This window comes from Exiguobacterium sp. s183, assembly GCF_018617655.1.
GTDB classification, from domain to species: Bacteria; Bacillota; Bacilli; order Exiguobacteriales; family Exiguobacteriaceae; genus Exiguobacterium; species Exiguobacterium aestuarii_A.
This window is the reverse complement of record NZ_JACSKN010000005.1, coordinates 18,974-43,851: the sequence shown is the minus strand read 5'-3', so window position 1 is coordinate 43,851 and position 24,878 is coordinate 18,974. Positions and strand designations below refer to the sequence as shown.

26 protein-coding genes are annotated in these 24,878 nt (G+C 47.8%); 14 read left to right on the top strand and 12 right to left on the bottom strand.

The genetic code is table 11. The features are described from left to right. Nucleotides 1-64: 64 nt before the first annotated feature. From KNP62_RS12085 to KNP62_RS12075, 3 genes are all read right to left on the bottom strand, one after another. Nucleotides 65-502 carry an NUDIX domain-containing protein gene (locus tag KNP62_RS12085; protein WP_214696358.1) on the bottom strand — a complete coding sequence of 146 codons (438 nt, stop codon included), beginning with the start codon at nt 500-502 and terminating at the stop codon, nt 65-67. Nucleotides 503-569: 67 nt separating this feature from the next. After that, on the bottom strand, nt 570-1,496 hold the full coding sequence (locus tag KNP62_RS12080; RefSeq protein WP_074033083.1) for a carbohydrate kinase family protein: 927 nt from the start codon (nt 1,494-1,496) through the stop codon (nt 570-572). Between the two features lie 117 nt (nt 1,497-1,613). Then, entirely contained in the window at nt 1,614-3,521 is a 1,908-nt protein-coding gene (locus KNP62_RS12075) for a heavy metal translocating P-type ATPase (RefSeq protein ID WP_214785681.1), read from the bottom strand. Nucleotides 3,522-3,720: 199 nt separating this feature from the next. On the opposite strand from KNP62_RS12075, the gene KNP62_RS12070 reads away from it, so the two are divergent. Both KNP62_RS12070 and KNP62_RS12065 read left to right on the top strand, forming a co-directional pair. Beyond that, nucleotides 3,721-4,665 (top strand): DMT family transporter, encoded by a 945-nt coding sequence (locus tag KNP62_RS12070; protein WP_214785680.1) that lies wholly within the window; start codon nt 3,721-3,723, stop codon nt 4,663-4,665. A 133-nt stretch (nt 4,666-4,798) separates the two neighbouring features. Further along, nucleotides 4,799-5,101 (top strand): hypothetical protein, encoded by a 303-nt coding sequence (locus KNP62_RS12065; protein ID WP_214696351.1) that lies wholly within the window; start codon nt 4,799-4,801, stop codon nt 5,099-5,101. Between the two features lie 35 nt (nt 5,102-5,136). On the opposite strand, the gene KNP62_RS12060 is transcribed toward KNP62_RS12065, so the two are convergent. The 3 genes from KNP62_RS12060 to yfkAB are packed head-to-tail and all read right to left on the bottom strand — an operon-like array spanning nt 5,137 to nt 7,676. Further along, nucleotides 5,137-6,279: an MFS transporter gene (locus KNP62_RS12060; protein WP_214785679.1), complete on the bottom strand. Its 1,143-nt coding sequence runs from the start codon at nt 6,277-6,279 to the stop codon at nt 5,137-5,139. A 42-nt stretch (nt 6,280-6,321) separates the two neighbouring features. Further along, nucleotides 6,322-6,516: a hypothetical protein gene (locus KNP62_RS12055; protein ID WP_214785678.1), complete on the bottom strand. Its 195-nt coding sequence runs from the start codon at nt 6,514-6,516 to the stop codon at nt 6,322-6,324. Nucleotides 6,517-6,569: 53 nt separating this feature from the next. Continuing rightward, nucleotides 6,570-7,676: a radical SAM/CxCxxxxC motif protein YfkAB gene (gene yfkAB / locus KNP62_RS12050; protein ID WP_214785677.1), complete on the bottom strand. Its 1,107-nt coding sequence runs from the start codon at nt 7,674-7,676 to the stop codon at nt 6,570-6,572. 85 nt (nt 7,677-7,761) lie between these two features. Here yfkAB and KNP62_RS12045 point away from each other — a divergent pair, with 85 nt between their 5' ends. Genes KNP62_RS12045 through KNP62_RS12035 form a run of 3 tightly spaced genes read left to right on the top strand, consistent with a single transcriptional unit; the run spans nt 7,762 to nt 9,844 of the window. After that, nucleotides 7,762-7,971 (top strand): hypothetical protein, encoded by a 210-nt coding sequence (locus KNP62_RS12045; protein ID WP_015880867.1) that lies wholly within the window; start codon nt 7,762-7,764, stop codon nt 7,969-7,971. Further along, entirely contained in the window at nt 7,968-9,344 is a 1,377-nt protein-coding gene (rlmD, locus tag KNP62_RS12040) for a 23S rRNA (uracil(1939)-C(5))-methyltransferase RlmD (protein WP_214785676.1), read from the top strand. Before KNP62_RS12045 ends, rlmD begins: the two co-directional genes overlap by 4 nt. Nucleotides 9,345-9,394: 50 nt before the next feature. Then, on the top strand, nt 9,395-9,844 hold the full coding sequence (locus tag KNP62_RS12035) for a cytidine deaminase (RefSeq protein WP_214747524.1): 450 nt from the start codon (nt 9,395-9,397) through the stop codon (nt 9,842-9,844). A 29-nt stretch (nt 9,845-9,873) separates the two neighbouring features. Here the strand turns inward: KNP62_RS12035 and KNP62_RS12030 are convergent, their stop codons facing one another. Next, nucleotides 9,874-10,080 (bottom strand): hypothetical protein, encoded by a 207-nt coding sequence (locus KNP62_RS12030; protein WP_214785675.1) that lies wholly within the window; start codon nt 10,078-10,080, stop codon nt 9,874-9,876. Between the two features lie 118 nt (nt 10,081-10,198). Here KNP62_RS12030 and KNP62_RS12025 point away from each other — a divergent pair, with 118 nt between their 5' ends. Next, entirely contained in the window at nt 10,199-10,486 is a 288-nt protein-coding gene (locus tag KNP62_RS12025; protein ID WP_214696335.1) for a hypothetical protein, read from the top strand. Nucleotides 10,487-10,509: 23 nt separating this feature from the next. Here the strand turns inward: KNP62_RS12025 and KNP62_RS12020 are convergent, their stop codons facing one another. The 5 genes from KNP62_RS12020 to KNP62_RS12000 form a co-directional block, all read right to left on the bottom strand. Beyond that, nucleotides 10,510-11,901 carry a sensor histidine kinase gene (locus KNP62_RS12020; RefSeq protein ID WP_214747166.1) on the bottom strand — a complete coding sequence of 464 codons (1,392 nt, stop codon included), beginning with the start codon at nt 11,899-11,901 and terminating at the stop codon, nt 10,510-10,512. Next, the gene (locus KNP62_RS12015; RefSeq protein ID WP_015880873.1) at nt 11,898-12,587 is read right to left on the bottom strand and encodes a response regulator transcription factor; all 690 of its coding nucleotides are present in this window, start codon (nt 12,585-12,587) and stop codon (nt 11,898-11,900) included. The genes KNP62_RS12020 and KNP62_RS12015 overlap by 4 nt, the downstream gene beginning before the upstream one ends. A gap of 168 nt (nt 12,588-12,755) precedes the next feature. Continuing rightward, on the bottom strand, nt 12,756-13,322 hold the full coding sequence (locus KNP62_RS12010) for a GNAT family N-acetyltransferase (protein ID WP_074033096.1): 567 nt from the start codon (nt 13,320-13,322) through the stop codon (nt 12,756-12,758). 176 nt (nt 13,323-13,498) lie between these two features. Further along, nucleotides 13,499-14,653 carry an amidohydrolase gene (locus KNP62_RS12005; RefSeq protein WP_214785674.1) on the bottom strand — a complete coding sequence of 385 codons (1,155 nt, stop codon included), beginning with the start codon at nt 14,651-14,653 and terminating at the stop codon, nt 13,499-13,501. A gap of 12 nt (nt 14,654-14,665) precedes the next feature. Next, nucleotides 14,666-15,574, bottom strand: a complete 909-nt coding sequence (locus KNP62_RS12000; protein WP_214785673.1) for a TIGR01777 family oxidoreductase — start codon at nt 15,572-15,574, stop codon at nt 14,666-14,668. Between the two features lie 145 nt (nt 15,575-15,719). Between KNP62_RS12000 and recX the strand changes: the two genes are divergently transcribed. The 8 genes from recX (at nt 15,720) to KNP62_RS11960 (ending at nt 24,865) form a co-directional block, all read left to right on the top strand. Beyond that, the gene (recX, locus tag KNP62_RS11995; protein WP_214785672.1) at nt 15,720-16,532 is read left to right on the top strand and encodes a recombination regulator RecX; all 813 of its coding nucleotides are present in this window, start codon (nt 15,720-15,722) and stop codon (nt 16,530-16,532) included. Between the two features lie 48 nt (nt 16,533-16,580). Next, the gene (locus tag KNP62_RS11990) at nt 16,581-18,221 is read left to right on the top strand and encodes an L-lactate permease (protein ID WP_214785671.1); all 1,641 of its coding nucleotides are present in this window, start codon (nt 16,581-16,583) and stop codon (nt 18,219-18,221) included. A gap of 320 nt (nt 18,222-18,541) precedes the next feature. After that, nucleotides 18,542-20,266: an ABC transporter ATP-binding protein gene (locus KNP62_RS11985; RefSeq protein ID WP_214785670.1), complete on the top strand. Its 1,725-nt coding sequence runs from the start codon at nt 18,542-18,544 to the stop codon at nt 20,264-20,266. Nucleotides 20,267-20,288: 22 nt separating this feature from the next. Then, nucleotides 20,289-22,334: an ABC transporter ATP-binding protein gene (locus KNP62_RS11980; RefSeq protein WP_214785669.1), complete on the top strand. Its 2,046-nt coding sequence runs from the start codon at nt 20,289-20,291 to the stop codon at nt 22,332-22,334. A gap of 9 nt (nt 22,335-22,343) precedes the next feature. Next, complete coding sequence (locus KNP62_RS11975; RefSeq protein ID WP_214785668.1) at nt 22,344-23,522, top strand: RtcB family protein; 1,179 nt, start codon at nt 22,344-22,346, stop codon at nt 23,520-23,522. Between the two features lie 71 nt (nt 23,523-23,593). Beyond that, nucleotides 23,594-23,908: a YfhH family protein gene (locus KNP62_RS11970; protein WP_074033104.1), complete on the top strand. Its 315-nt coding sequence runs from the start codon at nt 23,594-23,596 to the stop codon at nt 23,906-23,908. Continuing rightward, nucleotides 23,905-24,174 (top strand): YfhJ family protein, encoded by a 270-nt coding sequence (locus KNP62_RS11965; protein ID WP_214785667.1) that lies wholly within the window; start codon nt 23,905-23,907, stop codon nt 24,172-24,174. Before KNP62_RS11970 ends, KNP62_RS11965 begins: the two co-directional genes overlap by 4 nt. 151 nt (nt 24,175-24,325) lie before the next feature. Continuing rightward, the gene (locus KNP62_RS11960) at nt 24,326-24,865 is read left to right on the top strand and encodes a helix-turn-helix domain-containing protein (protein WP_214747136.1); all 540 of its coding nucleotides are present in this window, start codon (nt 24,326-24,328) and stop codon (nt 24,863-24,865) included. Nucleotides 24,866-24,878: the final 13 nt, after the last annotated feature.

The window sequence follows — 24,878 nt, the reverse complement described above, 5'->3', positions numbered from 1 at the left end:
CGTGAAATCCTCCTGATTCGGTCATTAAGAAACGTTTCCCGAATTCGGCCAAGGATACACATGATTAATCCTCAGATAACGTCAAATCGTAAAAACGTGACTCATGCGAGGCGAGCTTTTCAGCGAGCGATGGAGGACGGACCGGAAGATGGGGTAACGCCGATCGCTTAATCCACATCGGGGTATAGGATCCGTTTGTCTGTTCTTCCTGGAACTCTTCACCCGTCCCGGTACCGAATTCGCCACCCGTCATCTTCGCCCAATAGTAAGGGTTTAGCTCGTTATTAAAGGCAACATAGGCGGCAACCCCTTCTAATTCGACATGAACGCCGAGTTCTTCAAACGCTTCACGAACGGCTGTTTCTTCAGTCGTATGTCCATATTCTACTCCGCCTCCAGGGAATACATAATACAAGACATCTTCTTTTTCGCGGCGAATCAAAGCCACTTCATCTTGGTCATTCATGAGAATGATTGCACTTCTTAATTTCGTTCGAACCACTGAGATCGTTCCTTTCATTCCTATAATTTTGCACAAAACGCATCGACGATTCGCCGATGCGTTCAACTCATTTTTGCGTAGGTTGTTCTAATGAATCATACATGTCTTGCGTCAATCCGTTCTCGTGTGACGCGATGACTTTTCCTGCGACACGCATCCCGAGACGAAGCGCATCTTCGATTGGATGCTGTTTCATCAGCTCTGAGATGACAGCGGAGAAGAATGAGTCACCGGCCCCAGTAGAGTCGGCCACTTTTACTTTCGTTGTCGGGACGTGACCTTGTTCATTCGTACGAAGGTCGACATAAACAGCCCCGAGCTCACTCATCGTAACGATTGTGAGGGGTGCACCTTTCATGGCGAGTACTTCGGCGACGCGTAGTGCGTCATCCACCGTGACGATTGACATATCGGACAAGATTTCCGCTTCTTCGCGGCTGCAGATGAATCCAGTGAAGCCTTGAAGTAAATGGCGGTTCCGTTCAATGACAGAAAGGTGGCCACACACACCGTATAGTGGCAAGTCCATCTCACGGCAAAGTTCAATCGTTTCGTTTAAGACGTTAACAGACAAGTCTAAGTCGATTGCGACCGCATCGCTCTCTTTAAAGACTGTGTCGATTCGACGTAAAATCGCTTCTTCCATCCGTGCTTCGTCAGGTTGTTTCGAAATCGATGTTTGGAGGTCGCCATTGTTATCCATGACGGCGAGCCACATTCCCATTCCGTTATCGTCGAGCATATCGACACCATCGACATTGACCTGTAAACCACGTAACTCCTCGAGGACGCCGACCCCGATTTGGTCGTTCGTGACAGTTGAGACGAAGCGAACGTCATTACCGAGTACACCTAAGTTTTGAGCAACGTTCCGACCTGTTCCGCCATTAGAGAAAGTGATGTCGCCGACATTTTTCGCATCTTTATGAAGCGGTGCGAAAGATGTTCCTTTAATATCGACAAACACTTTGCCGATGACTGCAATCGTATTCATATCATGTACCACCTTTAGCCAATCTTTCGATCTGTTTCAGTCTATTTAGACACATTGTTTCAATTATAACGAAATCGACATATCGTTTCAATCACCGATTCGATTTTGTCGAATCGGTTACTCCCATGAAGAGGTGAGAAGACGAAGTCCATTCAAGATGACCAGAATGGTAGAACCCTCGTGTCCGACGACCGCGAATGGCATGATGAGCAGCTCGAAAATGTTTGTGGCAATAAGGACGAGAATGACACCGAGCGCAAAGACGACGTTTTGTAGGACGATTCGGTTCAGCTTGCGGGATTGGCGAATGGCGTCGCTCAAACGCATGAGGTCGTTTTTCATCAAGACGACATCGGCTGTTTCAAGAGCAGCATCGGTTCCTTCACCCATCGCGACTCCGACATCAGCGGTCGCAAGGGCAGGTGCGTCATTGATGCCGTCGCCTATCATTCCAATTGAACCGTACTCTTCACGTAACGCTTTGATTTGTGAAACTTTTTCTTCTGGTAAACATTCGGCAATATAACGTGTCAATCCAGCTTCATTTGCGATGGCACGAGCAGTCGCTTCATTATCTCCCGTAATCATGATCGTCGCGATTCCGAGGTCATTCAGACGCTCGATTGCTACTTTAGCCTCGGACCGCAGTGTGTCTCGTAGGGCATAGGCGCCGATTGTACGAGAGTCATCACTAATAAACACGAGTGTATGACCGGCTTCTTTCAGCCGTTCCACATCTTCTTTGAAGAAGTCACCACTTCGGTCAGCGAACTTCTGTTTACCGACGCGATATGTCGTCCCGTCAATTGTCGCCTCGATTCCAGAACCGGTGATGTCTTTAAAGTGCGTCATCTCCCCGGTATGTCTTCCGGAATAAGAGACAAGTGCCTCTGCGAGCGGATGCATCGAATGCTCTTCAATCAAACTGACGATTCGGTTGACCTCGATTTCCTGTAAATCAGGTGAGATAAGCGCTTCTTGGACGACTGGTTTCCCGATCGTGAGCGTTCCGGTTTTATCAAATGCGATTGCTTTCAACCGACCCATGTTCTCGATATGAGCACCACCTTTGAACAGGATCCCGTGTTTCGCCGATGAGGCGATGGCTGCTAGGGCAGCAGGCGTGATGGCGGCAACAAGGGCACAAGGGGAAGCGACGACAAGTAAAATCATTCCGCGATAAATACTTGTTTCGAGAGACCATGACGTGAAGAAGGGGCCGAGCAGGATGATGGCTGCGACGGATAGAAGAACAACTTGTACATATCGCCCTTCGTAGCGGTCGATGAACTGCGCAGAAGGTGACTTTTCTTCCTGCGCTTGCTGGACCATTTGAATGATTTTTTGGAACAACGTCTCGGTCGCAAGCTTAGTCACTTCAATCGTCAAGACACCGTTTAAGTTGACGCTTGAGCCGAACACGTCATCTCCGACTTGTCGGTCAACCGGGACAGACTCTCCTGTGATGGCGGCTTCTTCGACAGATGCGCTTCCTTTCATGATTCGCCCGTCAACAGGAATGCGTTCGCCTGGACGGACATAAATCTGGTCTCCAACTTTCAAATCATCAATATGGACAACTTCAAGTGCGTCAGAATCGGTTAAACGAGTTGCTTGTTCAGGTTGTAGCTCCATCAACGATTCAAGTGCGCGTTCATTTTTATTCATTGTGTACGTTTCGAGGGCACCTGATAGAGCAAAAATAAAGATTAAAATCGCACCTTCCATCCAATAGCCGATGGATGCGGCGCCGATGGCAGCGATAATCATGAGTAGTTCCACGTTCAAAGACTTTGTTTCAATCGTGTCCGTGATTCCCTCTTTCGCTTTTGCATATCCTCCGATGAAAAAGGCAGATAAGTAAAGCGTGACATGAATCCAAGGAGCTCCTTCTTGTGTTTCGGCGATATAAGCGAGTACAATCAATACACCGCTAATGAGCGCCATAATCAATTCGATATGTTCGTACCAGCTAGCCCGTTTGAAAACGTGGCTTTTTTCGTGTGTAACCGATTGGACATTCATAGAATCCCTTCTTTCTAATTGAGAATAAATCTCGATTAAATGATAATGATTGATGATGATTATCATCTTCAATTGGCTTAATATAAGGTTTTAGTCTTCAGTTGACTCAATCACTTTATTTATAATAATTATTATCTAGGTTCATTTTAACACGCTCATTAGTGACTCACAAATAAAAAGATTAAGGAGTTTTTGTGTCATGCAAAATATATTTCAACGCCCATGGACAGTGGCGTTTTTGGCGATTTTTAATACGTTGTTATGGGGGAGTGCGTTCCCGTTCATCAAACTGAGCTATGAGAAGTTGGATATTCAGTCGAACGAATATGGTCAACAGTTGTTGTTCGCAGGCGAGCGCTTCTTACTCGCCGGGGTTCTTCTGCTCATCATCAGTCAGACGGTATTGAAACGTTCGATTCGATTGACGCCTAAGAAGTTTAGAGCGTATTCGCATCTCGGTTCTTTTTTAACGTTTCTTCAATATTTGTTCTTTTATATCGGACTCTCAATTTCGACTGGAGTACAAGGGTCAATCATTGCCGGGTCGACATCGTTCTTCCAAATGGCACTCGCTCATATCCGTTATGACGATGACAAATTGAATCGTTTGAAAGGACTTGCCTTGACGTTTGGCTTTTCTGGAATCGTGATCGCGAACTGGCCAGCGACTGGTACGGAGGTCGGTTTTGGATTGGGTGAGGTCTTACTGATTTTAGCGATGGTAAGTGGTGCGTTCGGGAATTTGATTGCGAAGGACTATTCGAAAGAATATGATGTTGCCCCGATGACGGCTTGGGCGATGGTGACAGGTTCAATCGGATTGCTCGTCATCGGCTACTTGTTAGACCCAAGTGGGATCTCGATGCCATACACAGGACAGACGATTGCGTTCCTGTTCTACTTAGCGATGTTGTCAGCGATTGGATTTACACTCTGGAATACGTTGATGAAACATAATCCAGTCAGTCGGATTTCACTTTATATCTTCCTAGTTCCCTTATTTGGTGTCATGTTGTCAGGTATTTTACTCGGGGAGACCATACCGTGGAACGCGATTGTCGGACTCATTTTCGTTATCGTAGGGATTTATTTGTCTACTTATTTTCAAGGGAAGCGCGTGAAAAAACGAAGCGTGAGTCATTGAAAAAAGAGACGGAGTTGACGGAATTAAAATCCCATGACAAAATAAATTAAAAATTCTGAATTTTAAGCTCGGAAATCGGTCTTCGTTTGTAAAGACTTGCGTACGCAATCATTCAAAGGAAGGAGGAAAAACAATGACTAGAAATCGGATCGTCCGTAATATCCTCATCTCGCGTCAACCGAAAGATGAGTACGTCAAGTACGTGATGAAGTGCGTGAGTCAGAGTTTAAAAGAACGTCACGGTCCTGTGGCGACCCGCGCGACGAGACAAGGGGATGACATTCAGACGAGATGGCAGTTCGAAGACCGTGTCGTAGAGGTGACGTTGAAATCGGAAGTCCTCGCCTCGCTGGACACGGAGCCGTTCGCACTAGATGAAGTGTTCATCCAGGCGTTGCAGTTAAACGATGAAGAGATGGATCGAGTTGTAGAATGAAAGAGGCAGATGGTTCATGGGAACCATCTGCCTCTTTATATATTGATCGGTTTTGATTTAGAGGTGAAGAGTCGCAAGGCGAGAATGCCTAAAATCAACGTATACATGAAGAAGTAAACCTCTTTCGGAAGCGACAACCAATAGGCACCAATCATCGGTCCTGAAATCGAGCCGATACTGAATGAGATGCTATACAGCATGTTGCCAGTCGGGAGGAGGGAGCGAGGGAGCACCTCTGTCATGTGTGCTAGACCAAGTGAATACGTCGACCCTAACCCTGCGCCAGCAAGAGCGAACAACACGAGGAGACCGACATAGTGATCGACGACAAGATTCGCTAAAGCGAAGACGAGTGTACCGAACGCCAGAACGATTTGCAAAATTCGTTTCTTCCCATACAAGTCAGCGAGTCGACCGAGAGGGAGTTGGACGACGATCGACATGACGATGAACGTCGTAATTAGTGTACTCGTCTCTGTCAGGCTCATCCCGTTACGCGACGTAAAGATTGGGAAGTTGGCATTCAAGCTCGCTTCCAGGAATCCGTATGTAAACGCAGGGAGAAGCGTGTATCCCGCACCGACTAGAATCAACCGGATGCGTCCCTTCGAATCCGTCTTCACTTTCTCGATTTCAGGGAACTCATTCTCGACTTTAAAGACGAGCATCAATGAGGCAAGACAGAAAAAGACGATGATCAAAAACGGTAACCAAAACCATAGATCGACAAGTGGTGCAAGTAAAGGTCCGACGGCGAAACCTAGACTAAACGACATCCCATAATACGCCATCGCGCGACCGAGACTGCGCTTATCCGTAGAAGATGTCACCCACACTTGTGAACCATAGTGGAGGGCAGAGTCACCGAATCCGATGAAGAAGCGCATCATCGCCCACACGAGTAAAGACGGCCAGATGGGCAAAGCGAAAGTCGCGAATGCGGTTAACACAATGCCTAAGACGATTGTTGGACGAAATCCGTACTTTCGGACGAAGCGCTCAAGGAGCGGTGCAGAAACGATTACCCCGACATAGAGCATCGTTGCATTCAATCCGTTCACCCAAGCAGGTGCTCCGTCACGTTCAATCAACGTGGACAGGAGGGGAATGAGCGCACCTTGAATCAAGCCGGATATAAAGACAATCAATAGTAAAATCATAAAACGAAAGCGGAGCATGGATTCACCTCATGAAGTCAAAGTAAAAAGCCGAGAAAGTTCTCAGCTTTTCGTGTCGTCAATCGGTTGTGGAGAGTGATTCAAGTGAAGCAATTCATCATCCCAACTTCCTTGACTAAACATTTCATCATGCTCTACTTTGTCTGAAACGAATGCGGCTGTCAATAAGATGCTAAGCACACCACCAAAAATAATAATGGCCATTACAGTGATCATGAATACATAAATCGCTGTCATCTATACACACCTCGATTCAGTTAATATACAGAACATTTCCCGAATCGAAATAATTAAAACGAAGTAGCTTTACGAGATTGGAAATCGACTGTCGGATAATAGGCTTGTTTGACGAGTGCGTTCGGCCCGAGACATTTCACGGCAGGACAGTGACAAGAGAGTGTAGCATTCAACTGACTGTTCGTCCATGTATCGTAAGCTTCCTGGAAAGACGTGTCATATACCGTGCCGAGTGTACCGAGCTCGTCACCAAAATCGGTCACGATAATCTGACCATCGAAGATATTCGTGTTAAGGCGTGAACGGCCGTCCGGATCGTTTCGGACCGTCACATTTTTCGATTCATGAAGTCGTTTCAATAAAGCGCGATCTTCCGGCAAATCAGAACATGCATAGAATGGTAACGTGCCGAACAACATCCAGACGTTCTCGTCTCGGACATCGAGCAAGTCGTGAATCGCCTGTCGCGTATCCGCGAGTGACGCCGACTCGAGTGCGCTAGCGAAATCTGCGGGGTACATTGGGTGAACCTCATGCCTTTGGCAACCGAGCGATACAATTTCTTCATGGATTTCTTTCAAATGAGGAATCGTTCGTTTGTTAATCATCGTTTCTGCCGACACAATGACGCCTTCGGCCGTGAGCGCGCGTGCGTTATCTTTCATAGTCTGGAGCATTTTTAACCGGGCCTCTTCACTCGGTTTCCGGTCCATCATCGCGAATCCACCTTCAAGGAAATCGGCATCGGTGCCCCAGTTATGCGAAATGTGCAAAACGTCTAAGTAAGGGGTAATAAGATGATAGCGAGATAACGGTAACGTCAAGTTCGAGTTGATTTGCGTACGTGCCCCACGTTCTTTCGCATAACGTAACAGCGGGACGACATAGTTGCGGACTGATTTCATCGATAACATCGGTTCGCCACCTGTGATGGAGAAAGCGCGTAAATGTTCGATTTCGTCTAACCGTTGAATCAACAGCTCGAGCGGCACTTCCGGTTCTTCCGTTTGGTCGAGCATATAACCGACCGCACAATGCTCGCAGCGCATGTTACACAATTTTGTTGTGGTTACTTCGACGTTGGATAAGACGAGTCGACCATGTTCGACTTGGTCGAGATAGGCTTCCCAAGGGTCGAAGGTTGGGGAGATGTTTTGCATGTGGATTCCACCTTTTCATCAAGTTACACGAAATAGTATGCTATAATAGCAACTCTTTGTCACGAACCAAAGGAGCGATTACAAGATGGGTAAATCACGTACAGATACCGCCGGAAAGATGAACGTCCTAAAATCGAGAACGGAATTGCTATGTCTATCGGTCAATACGCTAGATGAGCATACGACACCTGAAGATTTACATCGCCTGTTAGCCGACATTGATTCGTTGCGCGCCAAAGTTGTGCGTTACGCCAAAGACCTAGAACAATCGTCTCGAAAGGATGAATCAGATTGAAATTAATTACAGGAGATTTTAAAGATGTCACAGTCGAACGACTTGGCATCAATGGAGAAGGCATTGCGACAATCAATCGCATGGTTATCTTCATTCCGAACTTATTGCCGGGAGAACGAGCAAAAGTTGAAATCACGCGTGTCGAAAAAAACTACGCGGAGGCACGTGTCGTCAAACGCGATAATGACTCAAAAGATCGCGTTAAAGCACCTTGTCCGATTTACGATGAGTGTGGTGGATGTCAAATCCAACATATGAGTTCACGTCTGCAGATGGAGTATAAGGAAGAAATCGTTCGAAACGCTTTCCGTCAAAAGACAAAACTCAACGTGGAAAAATCGGATATCCGTCCGACAATCGGTATGGATGATCCGTGGTATTACCGCAATAAATCACAGTTCCCGCTCGGTACACGCCGTGGGGAAATCGTGTCCGGTCTTTACAAGCCGAATTCGAACCATCTCGTACCAATCGAGCACTGTATGGTTCAACAACGTGACACGACAAACATCAACAATGCGATTGTCCGTATTTTAAACGAACTCGACATTCCCGTCTACGATGCACGTCGTGACACAGGTTATGCTCGGACGGTCGTCGTTCGCTCAGGTTACAAAACGAATGATGTACAAGTCGTTTTGGTCGTCGGACATGAAGATGTTCCGGATTTAGATGAATTAAGTGACCGAATCATGGAATTGCCAAACGTCGTCTCATTCCATATCAACATCAACGCGAATCGTTCAGGTGTGATTTTTGGTTATCGGACGGTTCATATCGCAGGACAAGAGAAGATGGATGAACAACTTGATGATGTGCATTATCATCTATCACCACGTGCATTCTTCCAATTGAATCCGGCACAAACTGAAAAAATGTATCGTGAAGTCGTTGAAGCGGCAGGGTTAACAGGTGAAGAACGTGTCATCGATGCCTATGCAGGTGTCGGTTCAATCGGTCTTTGGTTGGCACCTTATGCAAAAGAAATTCGCGGGATGGAAGTCGTACCGGAAGCGGTCGAAGATGCGAATGATCATATGCGTGAAAATGGCTATAACCATGTCACGTATGTCGAAGGACGTGCCGAGCACTGGATCCCACGTTGGGTGAAAGATGGCTGGATTCCAGATGTCGTGGTCGTCGATCCGCCACGAACAGGGATGGATCATCAATTAATCAACTCGATTATTTCATCGAAGACGAAACGAATCGTTTACGTATCATGTAACCCGCAAACGCTCGCGCGAGATGCCGATCAGTTGATGAAAGCGGGATACAAGGTCAATTACGTGCAACCGTATGATATGTTCCCGCAGACGTCTCACGTTGAATCGGTCGTCGTGTTCGAGAAAAAGAAAAAGAAAAAATATTGACGAGTCCGTGAAAACACTTGATGAGTAAGCGTTTTCACGTTATAGTTCAGATGTCAGACTTCTTCTCAAATTTAGAAGTGGAGGAACATCCAATGATTTCACAAGAACGCGTACAAGAACTCGTGCATAAAGCCATTGAAGCGCGCAAACGCGCCTATACACCGTATTCAAAATTTAACGTCGGAGCCGTCGTCATCGATGCATCTGGTAAAGAGATTACGGGATGTAACGTAGAGAACGCTTCGTACGGACTTTCGATGTGTGCCGAACGGACAGCCATCTTTAAAGCTGTCTCGGAAGGTAGTGACTCGATTGAGACGGTCGTTGTTGTCGGCGATACAGAAGGTCCGATTTCACCGTGTGGAGCGTGCCGTCAAGTCATCGCCGAATTCGCAGGAGAGGATTTTACCTTAATCCTTGCGAACTTGAACGGTGACACAAAAGTGATGACAAAAGAAGAAATGTTGCCTTACGGATTTTCACCGAAGGACTTAACGTAACAAGCTGCGGACGATTGTCCGCAGCTTGTTTATTCGTCTTTATATTTCTTTTCACTCGCCGATTCATTTTTGGAGTGACGTTTGTTCTTCTCATCCTTCACCCGTTCATTCAATTCCTCGACGGGAATCGGGTCGACGGTTTGCATGCCGTCCTCGTCAAAAATACTCTCTTTGTCCGTGTCGACAGCGTCTGGGTTATCAAACGGACGTTTCGACGTAGGTCGTTTCTTTTCCATCCAATCGCCTCCTTCTCACTACAGATTCCACTCCTTGAAAAGTTGTAAACGTTTTCGGTTTGGGTTTTAAGATGATCAAATGGTGGAATGAAGATTTCATAGTGAAGGAGGGGACAGGATGGATCGTAAAGTATTGATGGGGATTGTACTCGGTGTCGCAGGCGCAGCACTCGTTGCACCTAAAGTGGCGGCACTGCTTTCGCAACGTGAGGAAGAAGACACGTGGCAGAAGATGGACGAGCGGGAGAGTGTCGATGCGGATCAGGATGAAGCGGAGCAAGGTCTCACGCAACTTGATTCGAGTCACCGTGCCGAATGGCAAGCGAACGGATACCCGCAGACGCATGCAGAGCGAGAGCGACTCGAACAAGAGTCGGTCGATCAATATAAAGGGAAAGACATTTAAAAGGCAGCCGCGAGGCTGCCTTTTTACATATCGAACGCTTCTTCTGGTAAGAGAGGTAAGCCGACCGTAACCGTCGTCCCTTGCCCAACTTCTGAGCTGAAGTGAAGCGATCCTTCATGTCGTTCGATAATATGCTTCGCGATGGCGAGCCCGAGACCGGTGCCGCCATCTTTTCGTGTCCGTGATTTATTGACACGATAGAAACGCTCCGTCAATTTATCCAGATCTTCTTTCGGGATACCTCGACCTTCATCGCGTATTTCTGTGATCGCATAGTTTGTCTCGGCGAATGTCTTCACATAAATCGTTTTGCCCGCCTCGGTGTAGCGGAGTGCATTATCGAGAAGGTTACCGATGACTTGTTCGAGTCGGTCATGGTCGCCAAGAATGATCAAGTCGAAGTCTAAATCGGATTCGATTGTCACTCCTTTTGCCCGGGCAATCGGTTCGAGTCGATAAAGGACATCTTCAAGCACTTGCGAATACACGACGGGTTCTTTTGTCATCGGATACGAATCGCGCTCTAGCTGTGCGAGGTCGAGTAAGTCCGTGACGAGACGTTGAAGACGATTCGTCTCGTTTTCGATGATGTCGTAATATTGCGCCCGTGTTTTTTCATCCAACGTGTCATCTTGAAGCATCTCCGTGTACCCACGAATGTAGGAAAGTGGGGTACGGAGTTCGTGACTGACGTTCGCGAGAAACTCTTTTCGCTGTTCTTCGACGAGTCCGAGTGACTCCGCCATCGAGTTGAGCGTGTCCGCCAACTCGCCGATTTCATCATCATACACAATCGGGATGCGGTGTGAGAAATCGCCTTGCGCATACACTTGTGAGGCACGCTTCATCTGGATGAGCGGCTGAATGATCGTATCGATGATCTGTTTACCGAAAAGGAGCAAGTTCACGATCATGAGGACGAGTAAGAACGTGATCATGAGCCGAATCGGTTGGAACGGTTCGCTGATTTTACTGAGTTCCATATAGAGGATGAGCGCATTATCGAGTTCCCCGTCACGTATGAGCGGAAAAGCGGTCATTAATATATCGACGTCCTCGGTCGGATGCTTTCGCGTAACAGAAATGGCATACCCGTCTTGGAGACGTTCGAGGTCTTGTTGCCGTAGGAACGTCTTACCGGAGCCGAGTGTATCTTCTCGAACGGAGGAAAGGAATACTTTCGTTTCGGTCAGTTCGTTCGTATACGTCATACTGTCAGCGAACGCGTCAGAGAAACCGTCGGCCTTATAGATTGTGACGAGTTTCTCTCCGCGGTTGATGAGCAGTTCTTCTTGCGTTTGGATATAGAATTTGTCGTACAAATAGAACGTCATGATCAGAAACACGAACGCTGAGAAGAGGCTGGCTGTCCAGATGGTAATCCAAATCCGCTTCCGGATCGTGTATCGCTTCATCCGTTTGCCTCGAATTTATATCCGATGCCCCAAACAGTTTGAATGTAACCTCCAGCCTCCCCGAGTTTCAGACGTAGCGTCTTAATGTGCGTGTCGACCGTGCGGAGGTTACCGTGGTATTCGGTTCCCCAAATTTGATCGAGCAACTGTTCACGAGAGAACACTTTTTCGTCGTTCGTGATGAACAGGTAGAGTAAGTCGAACTCTTTTCGTGTCAGGTTGACGGTTTTTCCTTTCACGCTGACGGCACGACCTTCGATATCGATGGAGAGAATGCCGACATCAAACGTCGCTTCTTGTTCTTTTGAAAAACTGTGTGTGCGACGGAGTGTCGCTTCGATACGAGCAAGTAACTCGCGCGGGCTAAACGGCTTCGTGATGTAGTCGTCAGCCCCGATTTTCAGACCGTGTATGCGGTCGAGTTCTTCAGAGCGTGCCGTCAACAGAATGATCGGAACGTTCGAGAACTCACGGATACGCATGCAAGCCGTCAATCCATCGAGTTCCGGCATCATCACGTCGAGTAAGACGAGATGGAACGTTTCTTCTTTTAAGCGTTCAATCGCTTCGAGACCGTTTGAGGCGGTGACCGTCTCATACCCTTCTTTTTCTAAATTTGATACAAGTAAATCTCGCATTTGTTCTTCGTCATCAGTTACGAGGATACGAAACATTGATTCTGACATATGTCATTCTCCTTTACGAAACGGTTAACGAGAGTTGTGATGAATCCCTCATACCTTTATCATACCTATCTCTTCGAATTAGAACAGATTTATTCGGCTCCGACAAGTTACCTACATCAAATCCACACAAAAACGCCACAAAAAAGCCAATTCTTTGACAGAATTGGCTCATGCTTCGAGTTGTGCCTCGTAAGGGACTTCGTATTCCGGGATGTGAAGAGCGTGCAAGTAAAGTTGGAAGCTCGACTTGGATACTTCGTATAATACATATTCCACATCACCTTGGTTGATCTCAGCGAGCAGTTCAGAACGAAGCTCATTCGCGCAAAATGCGTACGGGAGTTTCTCTGCTGCAGCAATCGATCGTTCATTCGACTTACGAATCTTTAAGAACACACTTTCAATATCAAGCTCGAAGAACAGTTCTGAGAAGAACGCCTCTTTCGCAACTTGATTATAACCTTTGCCGTGATACGGCTTGCCAAGCCACGTGCCGAGGAATCCATAGCCGGATTCGACATCGAACAAGCTGATCGTCCCAATCGGGGTGCCATACTCGTTCGTGATGGTACGTGAGATGATATTTCCTTGCTCTTCTAGCTCGATGATTTGCTTCGTGCTAAATAAAAACTCGTCAAAGTGGACCGTCTTTTGACGGACATACGGAAAGACATCTGGGTGTTGCATCAGTTCGAACAACTCCGCGCAGTCGGTGAGCTCACGAAATTTGAGCACCTTTACATTCCTCCTCCTATTTCAGACCGCTGAAGAATAGTCGTAACGAAAGCATACTTCTGGCTTCGCTGTTCGAACCGCCTTGGCTGCTTTATGAAGTTACAAGATAATTTTATATAGTATTTTTAAAAAAGCAAGTAAATTGTGCGTAAAATGCTTATGAAAAATAATGAAAATTATTCGACCTCATGATGCGTTTCCGCACGGTCTGTTTTATAGACAACTTCACCATTAACAATCGTCATAATCGGCTTCGCTAAATAGTCGAGCGGGAAGTGATTCCAGAGCACGAGATCGGCGTCTTTTCCGACTTCTAGTGAGCCGATGCGGTCGTCAACACCGAGTGATTCAGCAGGGTTGATGGTGATCCCTCGTAGCGCAATATCGACAGGTAACCCTTCACGTGCAGCAAGACCAGCACATAAATTTAAATACTGCACCGGCGTGTACGGATGATCGGTCGTGATGGAAACAATCATGTCATGCTCATGGAGTATGCGATACGTTTCCCACGTCTTATTTTGAAGTTCGATTTTCGACTTTCGCGTAAAGGTCGGTCCGACGGTGACATGTTTCACACCGAGCTCTTGTAACTTTTCTGCGACGAGGTGACCTTCCGTACAATGTTCGATGCGGTAGTCGAGGTCGAACTCTTTTGCAAAACGGACGACCGAAAGAATATCGTCTGCACGGTGCGCATGCACGCGAATCGGCATGTCGCGGTCTAGGGCGAGTTGGATCATCTGACTCCCGAACGTGCCGATCGTTTTCGTTGAACCGACCGTACGAAATGCTTCACGGAGCAAGCCCATGATTCCCATCCGCGTCAGGTCGCCCGTTTTCCCCATACTATGAATTCGTTTCGGGTTTTCGCCGAGTGCCATCTTCAACCCCGCATGACGGCGGACAATCATATCATCAATATAGCGGCCGTGCGTTTTGATGACACTTGTCACACCACCGATGACGTTCATACTCCCGGGCATAACCTGGACAGCGGTCACGCCAGCCATCAATGCTTCCTGGAACCCTTCATCGAGTGGGTAGACACCGTCGATGGCACGAGCATGAGGCGTCATCGCTTCGACCGTTTCGTTGGCGTCGTTCCCAACAGAGCCTGTCCCCTCGTCATATAAACCAAGGTGAGTATGCGCATCGATAAAACCAGGGAATAAAAAGTTTCCTTCTGCTTCGATGACATTCTCGCCATCCATCGGTTCGAGCAATTCGGCCATTTCGACAATCTTTCCATCACGGACACGGACGTCTCCGTAAAAATGGGGGGCGGTAATCGGATAAATATGGGCGTTTCGAATAAGTAAGTGACTCACGATTCATTCTCCTTAAGCATCTTGTAATAGGTTTTTTAATGCGGGTTCTAATGTGTCATATCGGAAATCAAAGCCATGTTGGAGCGCTTTGGTCGGTACGACTTTTGCTCCTTCTAAAACGATGACACTCTTTTCACCGAGTGCGAGTTTCATCATTGGGGCGGGTGCCGGGATCCAGTGAGGACGATACATCACCTTCGCGATCGTCTTCCCGAACTCATTCATCGTCACCGGTGAAGGGGCGGTTCCGTTTACAGGACCTTCGATTGTATCCGTTTCGATGATATGCACGAACAACCGCACGAGATCATCTAAATGAATCCATGGAACCCACTGCTTTCCGGATCCGATTTTACCACCGACTCCGAATTGATAGGGGAGTTTCATTAATGGGAACGCACCGCCATCATTGGATAAGACGACGCCTGTACGCATTGTCACGAGACGAACGCCCAAATCGCGAATCGGTTCAGCTTCTTGTTCCCAGAGGACACAAACATTCCCGAGGAAATTGGTTCGTGTCGGTAATGGGGTTTCTTCTGAATACGTGATGGAACGGTCTTCCCCGTATATGCCGATTGCCGAGCCGCTGATGACGACTTGAGGTTTATGTTTTAACTGTTGAATGATCCGGACGACTTCCTTTGTCCCTTCGATTCGACTTTGGAGGATGGCTTGCTTCTGTTTATGGGTCCAGCGTCCGTCGTTGATGGACGCGCCTGCCAAATGGATGAATGCGTCTGTTCCTTCGAGTTCTTCTTCTGGCTTGCTAGTTGGCGTTAGCCATTCGATGAACGACACCCCGCGATGGCGGGGACGTGGATGTCTTGTCAAGACGACGACTTGGTGACCGGCGTCAGCCAGTGCGCGGACGAGCGGTTGACCGATCAACCCGGTTCCACCGGTGATTGCGATTTTCATGAAATTCCCTCCGATATCATGTGTTGTTTCTAAAATGGGTATAAGTCAGTATATCCAGATGAATACCCTTTCTTCTAACTTATCAAAAATCCTTTCCGATTCCTGAACGTGATATGTTAGAAACATGAAATGGAGGGGAGTCGTTGTGAAAATTGCGAAGTTCACGACCCAACAAAAGAATAAAGATCGATTGAACGTCTTCATCGAACGCGAAGGGAAAGAAGAGTTCGCATTCGCCATCGATGTTGACGTGTTCATCAAGTACGGGCTCACAAAAGGGATGGAGCTCGAAGACGACTTTGTGCAAGATGTGCTCGAGGCGGAAGAGGCACAGAAAGCCTATAAACTAGCCGTCAATTATTTATCGTACCGAATGCGTGCGATTTCAGAGGTGCAGGACTATCTCATGAAGAAGGAGTTAAGCGAAACTGCCATCAAACATGCCATCACGCGACTGAAAGAGCAGCGTTACTTGAATGATGCGGAATTTGCGAAAGCTTATGTCCAAACCAAATTCAATACGAGTCCAAGTGGACCGATCAAAATCAAACGTGAGCTCGAACAGCTCCGCATTCCACCGGACGTTGTTGAATCCGTATTAGCATCAATCACACACGAAGAACTCGTCGAAAAGGCCGGAAAGTTCGTAAAACGGAAACAATTGGAAACAAATCGTCGTTCTGCCACAGAAGTGCAACAAAGAATTCAACAAACCCTGATGCAAAGGGGGTTTACCTTTGATATTATTTCAGAGGCGATTCAAACTTTTTGGGAAGAAGAGGACGAAGATGTCGAGATTGCGGCATGTCTGAAGCAGGCTGAAAAGTTGAATCGGAAGTTCAGCGGGTATGATGCGTTCGAGCGCAAGCAGCGCATGAAGATGCAGCTTCGGCGCAAAGGATTTCCGTATGATGTGATTGAACGTACGTTAGAGAGACTCGTTGAAGAAGAATCGTGATGGGACATCTGTTTACGGTAGGGGAAAACACGAAAAGGTGGGTCTACATTGACGATTTTAGAATGGATTACAGCACTGACGCCGATTGTGGCCGTGCTCATCTTATTGGTAATTATGCGTTTACCTGCATCAGTAGCCATGCCCTTGTCACTCGTGACGACGGCGATTTTAGCGTTCTTCGTTTGGCAATTGGATGCGACTCGAATCATGGCGGCGACATTACAAGGACTCGTCATCGCCGTCACGACCGTATGGATCGTCTATGGTGCGATCGGGATGATGAATACGATGAAAGAAGGGGGCGGAATGAATGCGATTCGCTCTGGATTCGTCAACATCACACCCGATCCGCGTATTCAAGTCCTGATTGTCGGTTGGTTGTTCGTTTCATTCATTGAAGGGGCTTCAGGGTTTGGTACACCGGCGACGGTTGCGGCACCGCTTTTAATCGCCCTCGGTTTTCCGCCGATTGCTGCTGTCGTGATCGCACTGTCTGCGGACGTATCAGCTGTCACGTTTGGAGCGGTCGGGACACCAGCGCTCATCGGGATCGGGAATGGTCTTTCGCTAGACGTGAACCAACCGGAGTCAATTGCCTTTTTGACGGAAGTCGTCTTGCAAACCGTATTGATCGATATGGTTGTCGGTCTATTCATCCCGTTCATTTTGATTTTGATGCTGACGCGCTTCTTCAGTAAGGAGAAGTCAATCAAACCAGCCCTCGAAGTATTTCCGATTGCAATCGTGGCCGCGCTGTTATATAGCGTGCCAGCTTACATTTGGACACTCGTCCTCGGATTTGAATTTGGTGGAATGCTTGGTGGACTAACAGGTCTCGTCATTCTCGTAACCATGGCACGAAAAGGGATTCTCATGCCGAAACGCGTATGGACGTTCGATGGATACATGGATGAATTGAATCCATCTACCGAAAAAGTAACGTTAACATCGAACAAGCGTGAACTACCGCAGTGGAAAGCGTGGGCGCCTTATCTCATCTTGACAATTTTCTTAGTCCTCACCCGTACGGTTCCGTTTTTGAATGAACTGTCTCGGAGCGTTCGGATCAACCTGCCGAACATTTTGGGCGTAGAAGGAATCTCGACGTCTTGGGAGCCGTTCTACTCACCGGGCTTCATGTTCATCTTGACGATCATCGCAACATTCTTCCTGCACAACATGAGTTGGTCGCAAGTGACGTCGGTCTTTAAAGCGACGACGTTTGGAATCGTCGGGACAGTCATCACGTTAGCAGCCTCTGTTCCGATGGTCCGTATTTTCATCCACTCTGAAAATGGGGGAGCTGGACTTGCATCGATGCCGGTCGAACTTGCGACGGCAGCTGCTGACACGTTCGGTGGGGTATGGCCGCTCGTCGCACCGTGGATTGGGGCCCTCGGCGCCTTTGTCTCGGGGTCGGCGACCTTCTCGAATATGATGTTTTCAAGTTTGACAACGAACGTAGCCGAATCGGTCGGACTCGATAATACGCTCGCCTTATCGATGCAGATGGCAGGGGCGAACGCGGGGAACATGATCTGTGTGTTGAACGTCGTAGCGGTCGCTTCTGTTGCGGGACTGCTCGGTAAAGAAGGGACTATCATTCGATACACGCTCATGCCGATGATTTATTACGTCACGGCAACAGGGGTCATTGGTCTCATTTTGGGCATGTTTTTCTTAAACTAAATCAAGTTACAATTTTTTTACAAAATAATATTGACAATTTTCAGAACAGTCTGCTAAGGTTTGAGTAGATTTTAAAACTATGAAACGAGAGGAGCCAGAATGATGAACAACATTGCACTCACAAACACACTCAAAACATCATATGGCTACTCGTATTTAACTGCGTGACTTTGGCAGCTGGATAGGGGTAGTGTCCTTTCCCTGACCATGCAAAAGATTGAAGACTACTTCAAGCGCGCTTCATTTGATTGGTTGCACAATCAGGTGGAGTGCGCTTTTTTGCGTGCTTAGGTGGATTGGACGGAAGGGGGAAATCAGTCATGAAGCTGATTAAACAATTAGATTGGTTTATTAAAAGACAGAAACGGACGTATTTGATTGCCATCATCTTACTCATCATCACGGGAGTTGTAGATATGCTGCCACCGTGGATTATTGGACAGGCAATCGATGCGATTCGTGAAGGAAGTTTGACGACAGAACGATTGATCCTCATTGTGTCATCACTTTTAGGCATCATGGTGTTGTCTTATGTGATGTCGTACTTGTGGATCGCCCGACTATTCGGGACAGCCTTTTTACTTGAAAAGAAATTGAGAGGTCGTTTTTTCGGTCACCTCCTCAAACAAACGCCACGCTTTTATCAACAACATCGTACGGGGGACTTGATGGCACTCGCGACAAATGACTTGAAAGCGGTTGAGCGAACAGCGGGATTTGGGGTCATGACATTAGTCGATTCGTTCAACATGACGCTCATCGCGTTGACGATCATGGGTGTATTCATCGATTGGAAGTTGACACTTGCTGCACTTTTGCCGATGCCGATTCTCGCTTGGTCGATGAATAAACTCGGAAGCCAAATTCATACACGTTTCACGGCAGCCCAGGATTCATTTGGAGTGATGAACGACCAAGTTGTCGAGTCAATTTCAGGTCTCCGGGTCGTCCGATCATTCGTTCAAGAAGAGGCGGACACGAAAAAGTTTGATGACATCACAGACGATGTCATGGCGAAAAACATGCACGTCGCAAAAATCGATGTATTGTTTGAACCGGTCATCAAACTCCTTGTCGGACTCAGTTATTTGATTGGGCTATCGTTCGGGACGTATCTCGTCTTTACGAACGACATCACGCTCGGTCAGCTCGTCTCTTTCAACATTTATTTAGGGATGCTCATTTGGCCGATGTATGCGTTCGGTGAACTGATCAACGTCGTACAACGGGGAACGGCGAGTCTCGAACGAATTGAATCGACGATGAACGAAGCTCCGGACGTTGCCTCTACGGGGACGGTCCAGATCGACGTTCCGGAGAAAATCACATTTAAATCGCTCTCATTCCGTTATCCGAATGCGAATCGTGATTCGTTAGAGGACATCGTCCTGCACGTTTCGCGTGGTGAGACGATTGGGGTCGTCGGACCGACTGGAGCTGGGAAGACGACGTTACTCCGTCAGTTACTTCGGGAGTATCCGATTGATGATTCACTTCTCGTGAACGGCGTGCCGATTTCGGACATCAAACTCGAAACCGTTCGTGGCTGGAGTGGTTATGTGTCACAAGAACATCTTCTCTTCTCGAAAACGGTTCGCGATAACATTCGTTTCGGAGTGGATGATGTCTCGGATGAGGCGCTAGAGATGGCGATTCGTCTCGCGGCGTTTGATACAGATATTGAACATTTAGAGAATGGTTTAGATACGGTAGTCGGAGAACAGGGTGTCATGCTGTCGGGCGGACAGAAACAACGTCTGTCGATTGCACGAGCGTTGTTGAAGAATCCTGAGATTCTACTCCTTGACGATTCGCTCTCAGCGGTCGATGCGAAGACAGAATCACGCATCATCGATTCCGTTCGTACGAGCCGCGAAGCGAAAACGACATTCATCGTCGCACACCGTCTTTCTGCGGTCGCGCACGCTGACCAGATCCTCGTCCTTCAAGACGGGCGTGTCACAGAACGTGGCACACATGACCAACTGTTGGAGCGCCACGGTTGGTACTATGAACAATTTATTCGACAAGGAGAGTCGGAGTAATCCGAGAAAGGGGGAATCTCTCATGATCGATCAATATGAATTAGATCCAGTCCGTCGGAAGAAAACGATCCATTCACTCGTTGGGTACGCCAAACAAGTGAAACGCTCAATCTTCCTCGGATTGACATTACTCTTTTTAGCGGTCGGTGCAGAACTTGCCGGACCGTATATCGCCAAAATCATTATCGATGAGCATATCGTCGCCATCGAACGTGATTGGGTTCAAGTCGAGTCTGGCGGTAGCGTTTCCTTTAATGGAGAATCGTATGAGAAAGAAACGGGGCTTGATGGGCAAGACGTGGTTCAGCCTGTCTCCATCGTGCAAACGACGGACGGATACTATCTCGTCCCTGATGCAGTGATGAGCGGGGGGATCCGAGACGTCGAAGGAGACGTGCTGACGATTACACGAGGTGATGAGACGGCGACATATGATAATATCGTCTCGCTCTCATCGACCGACGTGTTCCAGTTTTATCAGACAGATTTACGAGCAGTGCTCATGCTATCTGGTCTCTATGTCGTCCTATTGCTACTCGCAGCTGGATTGAACTGGGGACAACAGATGCTCTTGCAACGTTCGGCGCACAGTATCGTGAAAACGATGCGTCTTGACGTGATGAAGCATCTACAAACGATCCCGGTACGCTATTTTGATCAGACGCCAATCGGGAAAATTGTCAGTCGTGTCACGAACGACACGGAGACGATTCGAGACCTGTATTTAGGGGTACTTGCCCGCGTCTTCCAAAGCGTCGTCATGATGATTGGGGTACTGATTGCGATGTTTTTCCTAGACGTACGACTAGGCTTCGTCTCACTCATCATCATCCCGATCGTCATCGTCTGGATCAAATTGTTCCAGCGTTTCTCGACGAAAAATAACTTCCGCGTCCGTGCGCTCGTCGCAGACATGAATGCACAGTTGAATGAAAGCATTCAGACGATGCCGATCATTCAATCGTACGTCCGCGAAGATCTCGTCTACGACGAGTTTAATGAGAAGAACAGTGACAACTTCCAAACGAGACGGAAATTGTTGAAATTGGATGCGTTAATGAGTCATAACTTGGTCAACTTTTTCCGAAACATGGCGCTCGCCTTACTCATCTGGTTCGTCGGGGCGCAAACACTCGGTGGGGGAAGCATCCTGACACTCGGGATCTTGTATGCCTATATCGATTACGTCTCGCGTATTTTTGAGCCGGTGACACAAATCATGAACCAGTTATCACCGCTTCAACAAGCGCTCGTATCGGCCGACCGGATGTTCCAGTTGCTCGATGAAAAAGGAGAGCCGGTCTCATCGGAACGCATTCCACGATTTAAAGGGGAAGTTGTCTTTGATGACGTGACATTCAGTTATGAAGCTGGGAAACCAGTGTTACAACAGATTGAACTACACGCGGCTCCGGGTGAGACGATTGCCCTTGTCGGACATACAGGCAGTGGGAAGAGTTCGATCATGAACTTGCTCATGCGCTTTTATGACCCCTCAAAAGGTGTTCTCCGCATCGATGGAATGGATGTGACGAAACTGCCGACTCAGGCGGTACGAGACCATCTCGGAATTGTCTTGCAAGACCCGTTTCTCTTCACTGGGACGATTCGTACAAACGTCACGCTAGGAGACGAGACAATCACGGACGAACAAGTGTGGAACGCACTCACGGCCGTCGGGGCGGATCGTTTTGTGAAGCAGTTGCCAAAAGGAATCGATGAACCGGTGATTGAACGTGGTGCTTCCCTTTCAAGTGGGGAACGACAGTTGATTAGTTTCGCTCGCGCCCTCGTCTTTGACCCGGCCATCCTCGTCCTTGATGAGGCGACAGCGAGTGTCGACTCGGAGACCGAGGCGCTGATTCAAGAGGCACTCAAAACACTCACGTACGGTCGAACGACGTTTGTCATCGCGCACCGACTCTCTACGATTCGTGAAGCGGACCAAATCCTCGTTCTCGACCATGGTCGAATCATCGAGCGTGGGAATCATCAGTCGCTCATCGAATTCGGTGGCGTCTATGCCCGAATGCACGAATTACAAAGTAAGCAACAAGCGATCAGCTAAGGAGGTCACATGGAAATTACGGGGAAATATAACCGCGCCAAAGTATTCAATGAACGGATCGATGACATGACGCGGAATCAGATTCAAACCCTTCTCGACCAACCGTTCACAGAAGGGGCATCGATTCGGATCATGCCGGATATGCATGCTGGGAAAGGGTCGGTCGTTGGAACGACGATGACGATTCACGATAAAGTCGTACCGAACTTAGTCGGTGTCGATTTAGGATGTGGGATGCTTTGTACTGAAATCAAAGCAAAACGAATCGACTTTCAGCGACTCGATGACGTGATCCGTGAACTTGTACCGAGCGGGATGAACATTCGCGAGACGGTTCATCCGTACGCGTCTGAACTTCCGCTTGAAGCGGTTCGAGCGCCGTATAAACTCGACCGCGCCTTGCGCTCGGTCGGGTCGCTCGGCTCGGGGAACCATTTCATTGAAGTGAACCGGGATGACCAGGGACGTACGTTTCTCGTCATTCATTCGGGTTCGCGCCATCTCGGGGTACAGATTGCCGACCATTATCAAGAGCGCGCGATTCAACACATGATGGAAACGAACGATGTAAAAGAAGCAATCGAGCGTTTGAAGACCGCTGGACGGCAGCAAGACATCTCGACGTATCTGGAAGCGGAACGTGAAGCGCGGAAACCATTCCGTGACCTGGCTTATGTCGAAGGGGAGGACATGGACGATTACATGCATGACGTGCGAATCGCGCAACAATACGCAGCAGCGAACCGTCGAGCGATGACGGATGTGATTGTGGAAGCGATGAAGTGGAACGTCGTCGATCAATTCGACACCGTTCACAACTATATCGACCATAACGCAATGATTCTGCGTAAAGGAGCCATCTCCGCGCAAGAAGGAGAGCGTGTCATCATTCCGATGAACATGCGAGACGGTTCGCTCATCTGTACGGGGAAAGGGAACCCGGACTGGAACTTCTCTGGTCCTCACGGAGCAGGTCGGATCATGTCCCGTTCAGCCGCGCGCAAACGCGTCGACTTCAAAGAATTCAAACGTACGATGGAAGGCGTATGGTCGACATCGGTTCGACCGTCTACCGTGGATGAGTCACCATTCGTCTACAAATCGATGAAAGAGATTATCCGTTACATCGAACCGGCGGTCAGCATCGATCAAGTCATCAAACCGTTGTACAACTTCAAGGCGAACTGAGTGAATTTCACTCAGTCTCGCCTTTTTCTTTTTTTCGCAAAATCTGATACGCTTACATCGAGGTGAACGAAATGGAAAAGCGGTTAAGTGATTTATCGAAATATGAGTTAGAGCAAGAGATTCAAGCCTTGCATGAGAGAAAGCGGAAGGCTGAACAAATGGGCATGGTCAGCGAAATCGAAGTTGTCCTTCGACGGATTGCGATTGCCGAAAGCTATTTGGTCGACCCGACATCGTTTCGTCCCGGTGAAACATATGTCGTCAACTACAACGACCAACCGTTCCGCTTAAAATTCGTCAACGGTGTCATGGGTTGGGGTACGTTTGAAGGGGACATGACAGAACGCGCCATCCCACTCTCTGAACTGTCGGAGGTGAAACGATGAACCGAAACGAACAATACGAGCGGCTCGCGGTCATTCTAAAAGAGAAGAACGACGTGCTAAACGATTCGGAAGCCATCACATGGGTCGAAGTGCTATGGGAAGACTTTGAGACGTCGCTCGCCAAGGCAGGCGAACCGTATCCAGGAGAAGCGAAAGCGTTTCAATACGTCATTCAACAGATTGATGCATACGGCGCACAGCTCCATTTTTTCCAAACGAAGAACGAGAAGTTTAAGCACTTGATGTCAAAACGAAATTTACATTGAATCACGTCCGTTGCGGCGTGATTTTTTATTTGCAATTCTCATTCAGTTCGTTATAATGAAGGTCGCTAATAGTTTGCTTGTAAGTATAGTATAGATAAACTTTCTTTAGTTGAACTCATGTTTCACTAAACTAGAAGGAGGCGTTCAGTCGTTGGAAGTAGGTCAAAACATTAAGCGACTCCGGATAAAAAAAGGATTGACCCAAGAGGAGTTAGCGGAGCGTACGGATTTGAGTAAAGGATACATCTCTCAAATCGAACGTGATTTAAGCTCTCCTTCATTAGAGACGTTATTTGATTTGTTGAGCGTCCTTGGAAGTTCACCAAAAGAGTTCTTCGATGAAGATTTGAATCAAAAGGTCGTATACACCGTCGATGACCGCACCACATATACGGATGAGGAACGAAAATATCGGACGGAGTGGCTCATTCCAGAATCAAATGAAAAAGAGATGGAGCCGATTCTCGTCACATTTTTCAAAAACGGAGAATTTAAGCAATATGAACCTTCCCGTTCAGAGACATTGGTATACGTCTTGTCCGGCAAAGTGGCGCTGAAGTTAGGTCATCACACTTATTTCGCTAAAGCAGGGGAAACAATGTATTATGTCGCCTCGGATTCACACCAACTCGTCAACGATCACGATGGCGAAAGTGAATGTCTCATCGTAGCGACCCATTCTTATTTATAAGTCAATAGAGGAG

Bases quoted from the DNA above. Each gene is read 5' to 3' on its own strand.
- KNP62_RS12030 (WP_214785675.1), bottom strand. From the start codon at position 10,080: ATGGAAAAGAAACGACCTACGTCGAAACGTCCGTTTGATAACCCAGAC.
- KNP62_RS11970 (WP_074033104.1), top strand. From the start codon at position 23,594: ATGGAAAAGCGGTTAAGTGATTTATCGAAATATGAGTTAGAGCAAGAG.
- KNP62_RS12035 (WP_214747524.1), top strand. From the start codon at position 9,395: ATGTCAGACTTCTTCTCAAATTTAGAAGTGGAGGAACATCCAATGATT.
- KNP62_RS12025 (WP_214696335.1), top strand. From the start codon at position 10,199: ATGGATCGTAAAGTATTGATGGGGATTGTACTCGGTGTCGCAGGCGCA.
- KNP62_RS12065 (WP_214696351.1), top strand. From the start codon at position 4,799: ATGACTAGAAATCGGATCGTCCGTAATATCCTCATCTCGCGTCAACCG.
- KNP62_RS12015 (WP_015880873.1), bottom strand. From the start codon at position 12,587: ATGTCAGAATCAATGTTTCGTATCCTCGTAACTGATGACGAAGAACAA.
- yfkAB (WP_214785677.1), bottom strand. From the start codon at position 7,676: ATGCAAAACATCTCCCCAACCTTCGACCCTTGGGAAGCCTATCTCGAC.
- KNP62_RS12020 (WP_214747166.1), bottom strand. From the start codon at position 11,901: ATGAAGCGATACACGATCCGGAAGCGGATTTGGATTACCATCTGGACA.
- KNP62_RS12045 (WP_015880867.1), top strand. From the start codon at position 7,762: ATGGGTAAATCACGTACAGATACCGCCGGAAAGATGAACGTCCTAAAA.
- KNP62_RS11975 (WP_214785668.1), top strand. From the start codon at position 22,344: ATGGAAATTACGGGGAAATATAACCGCGCCAAAGTATTCAATGAACGG.
- KNP62_RS12000 (WP_214785673.1), bottom strand. From the start codon at position 15,574: ATGAAAATCGCAATCACCGGTGGAACCGGGTTGATCGGTCAACCGCTC.
- KNP62_RS12070 (WP_214785680.1), top strand. From the start codon at position 3,721: ATGCAAAATATATTTCAACGCCCATGGACAGTGGCGTTTTTGGCGATT.
- KNP62_RS12075 (WP_214785681.1), bottom strand. From the start codon at position 3,521: ATGAATGTCCAATCGGTTACACACGAAAAAAGCCACGTTTTCAAACGG.
- KNP62_RS11985 (WP_214785670.1), top strand. From the start codon at position 18,542: ATGAAGCTGATTAAACAATTAGATTGGTTTATTAAAAGACAGAAACGG.
- KNP62_RS11980 (WP_214785669.1), top strand. From the start codon at position 20,289: ATGATCGATCAATATGAATTAGATCCAGTCCGTCGGAAGAAAACGATC.
- KNP62_RS12060 (WP_214785679.1), bottom strand. From the start codon at position 6,279: ATGCTCCGCTTTCGTTTTATGATTTTACTATTGATTGTCTTTATATCC.
- KNP62_RS12080 (WP_074033083.1), bottom strand. From the start codon at position 1,496: ATGAATACGATTGCAGTCATCGGCAAAGTGTTTGTCGATATTAAAGGA.
- KNP62_RS12055 (WP_214785678.1), bottom strand. From the start codon at position 6,516: ATGACAGCGATTTATGTATTCATGATCACTGTAATGGCCATTATTATT.
- KNP62_RS11965 (WP_214785667.1), top strand. From the start codon at position 23,905: ATGAACCGAAACGAACAATACGAGCGGCTCGCGGTCATTCTAAAAGAG.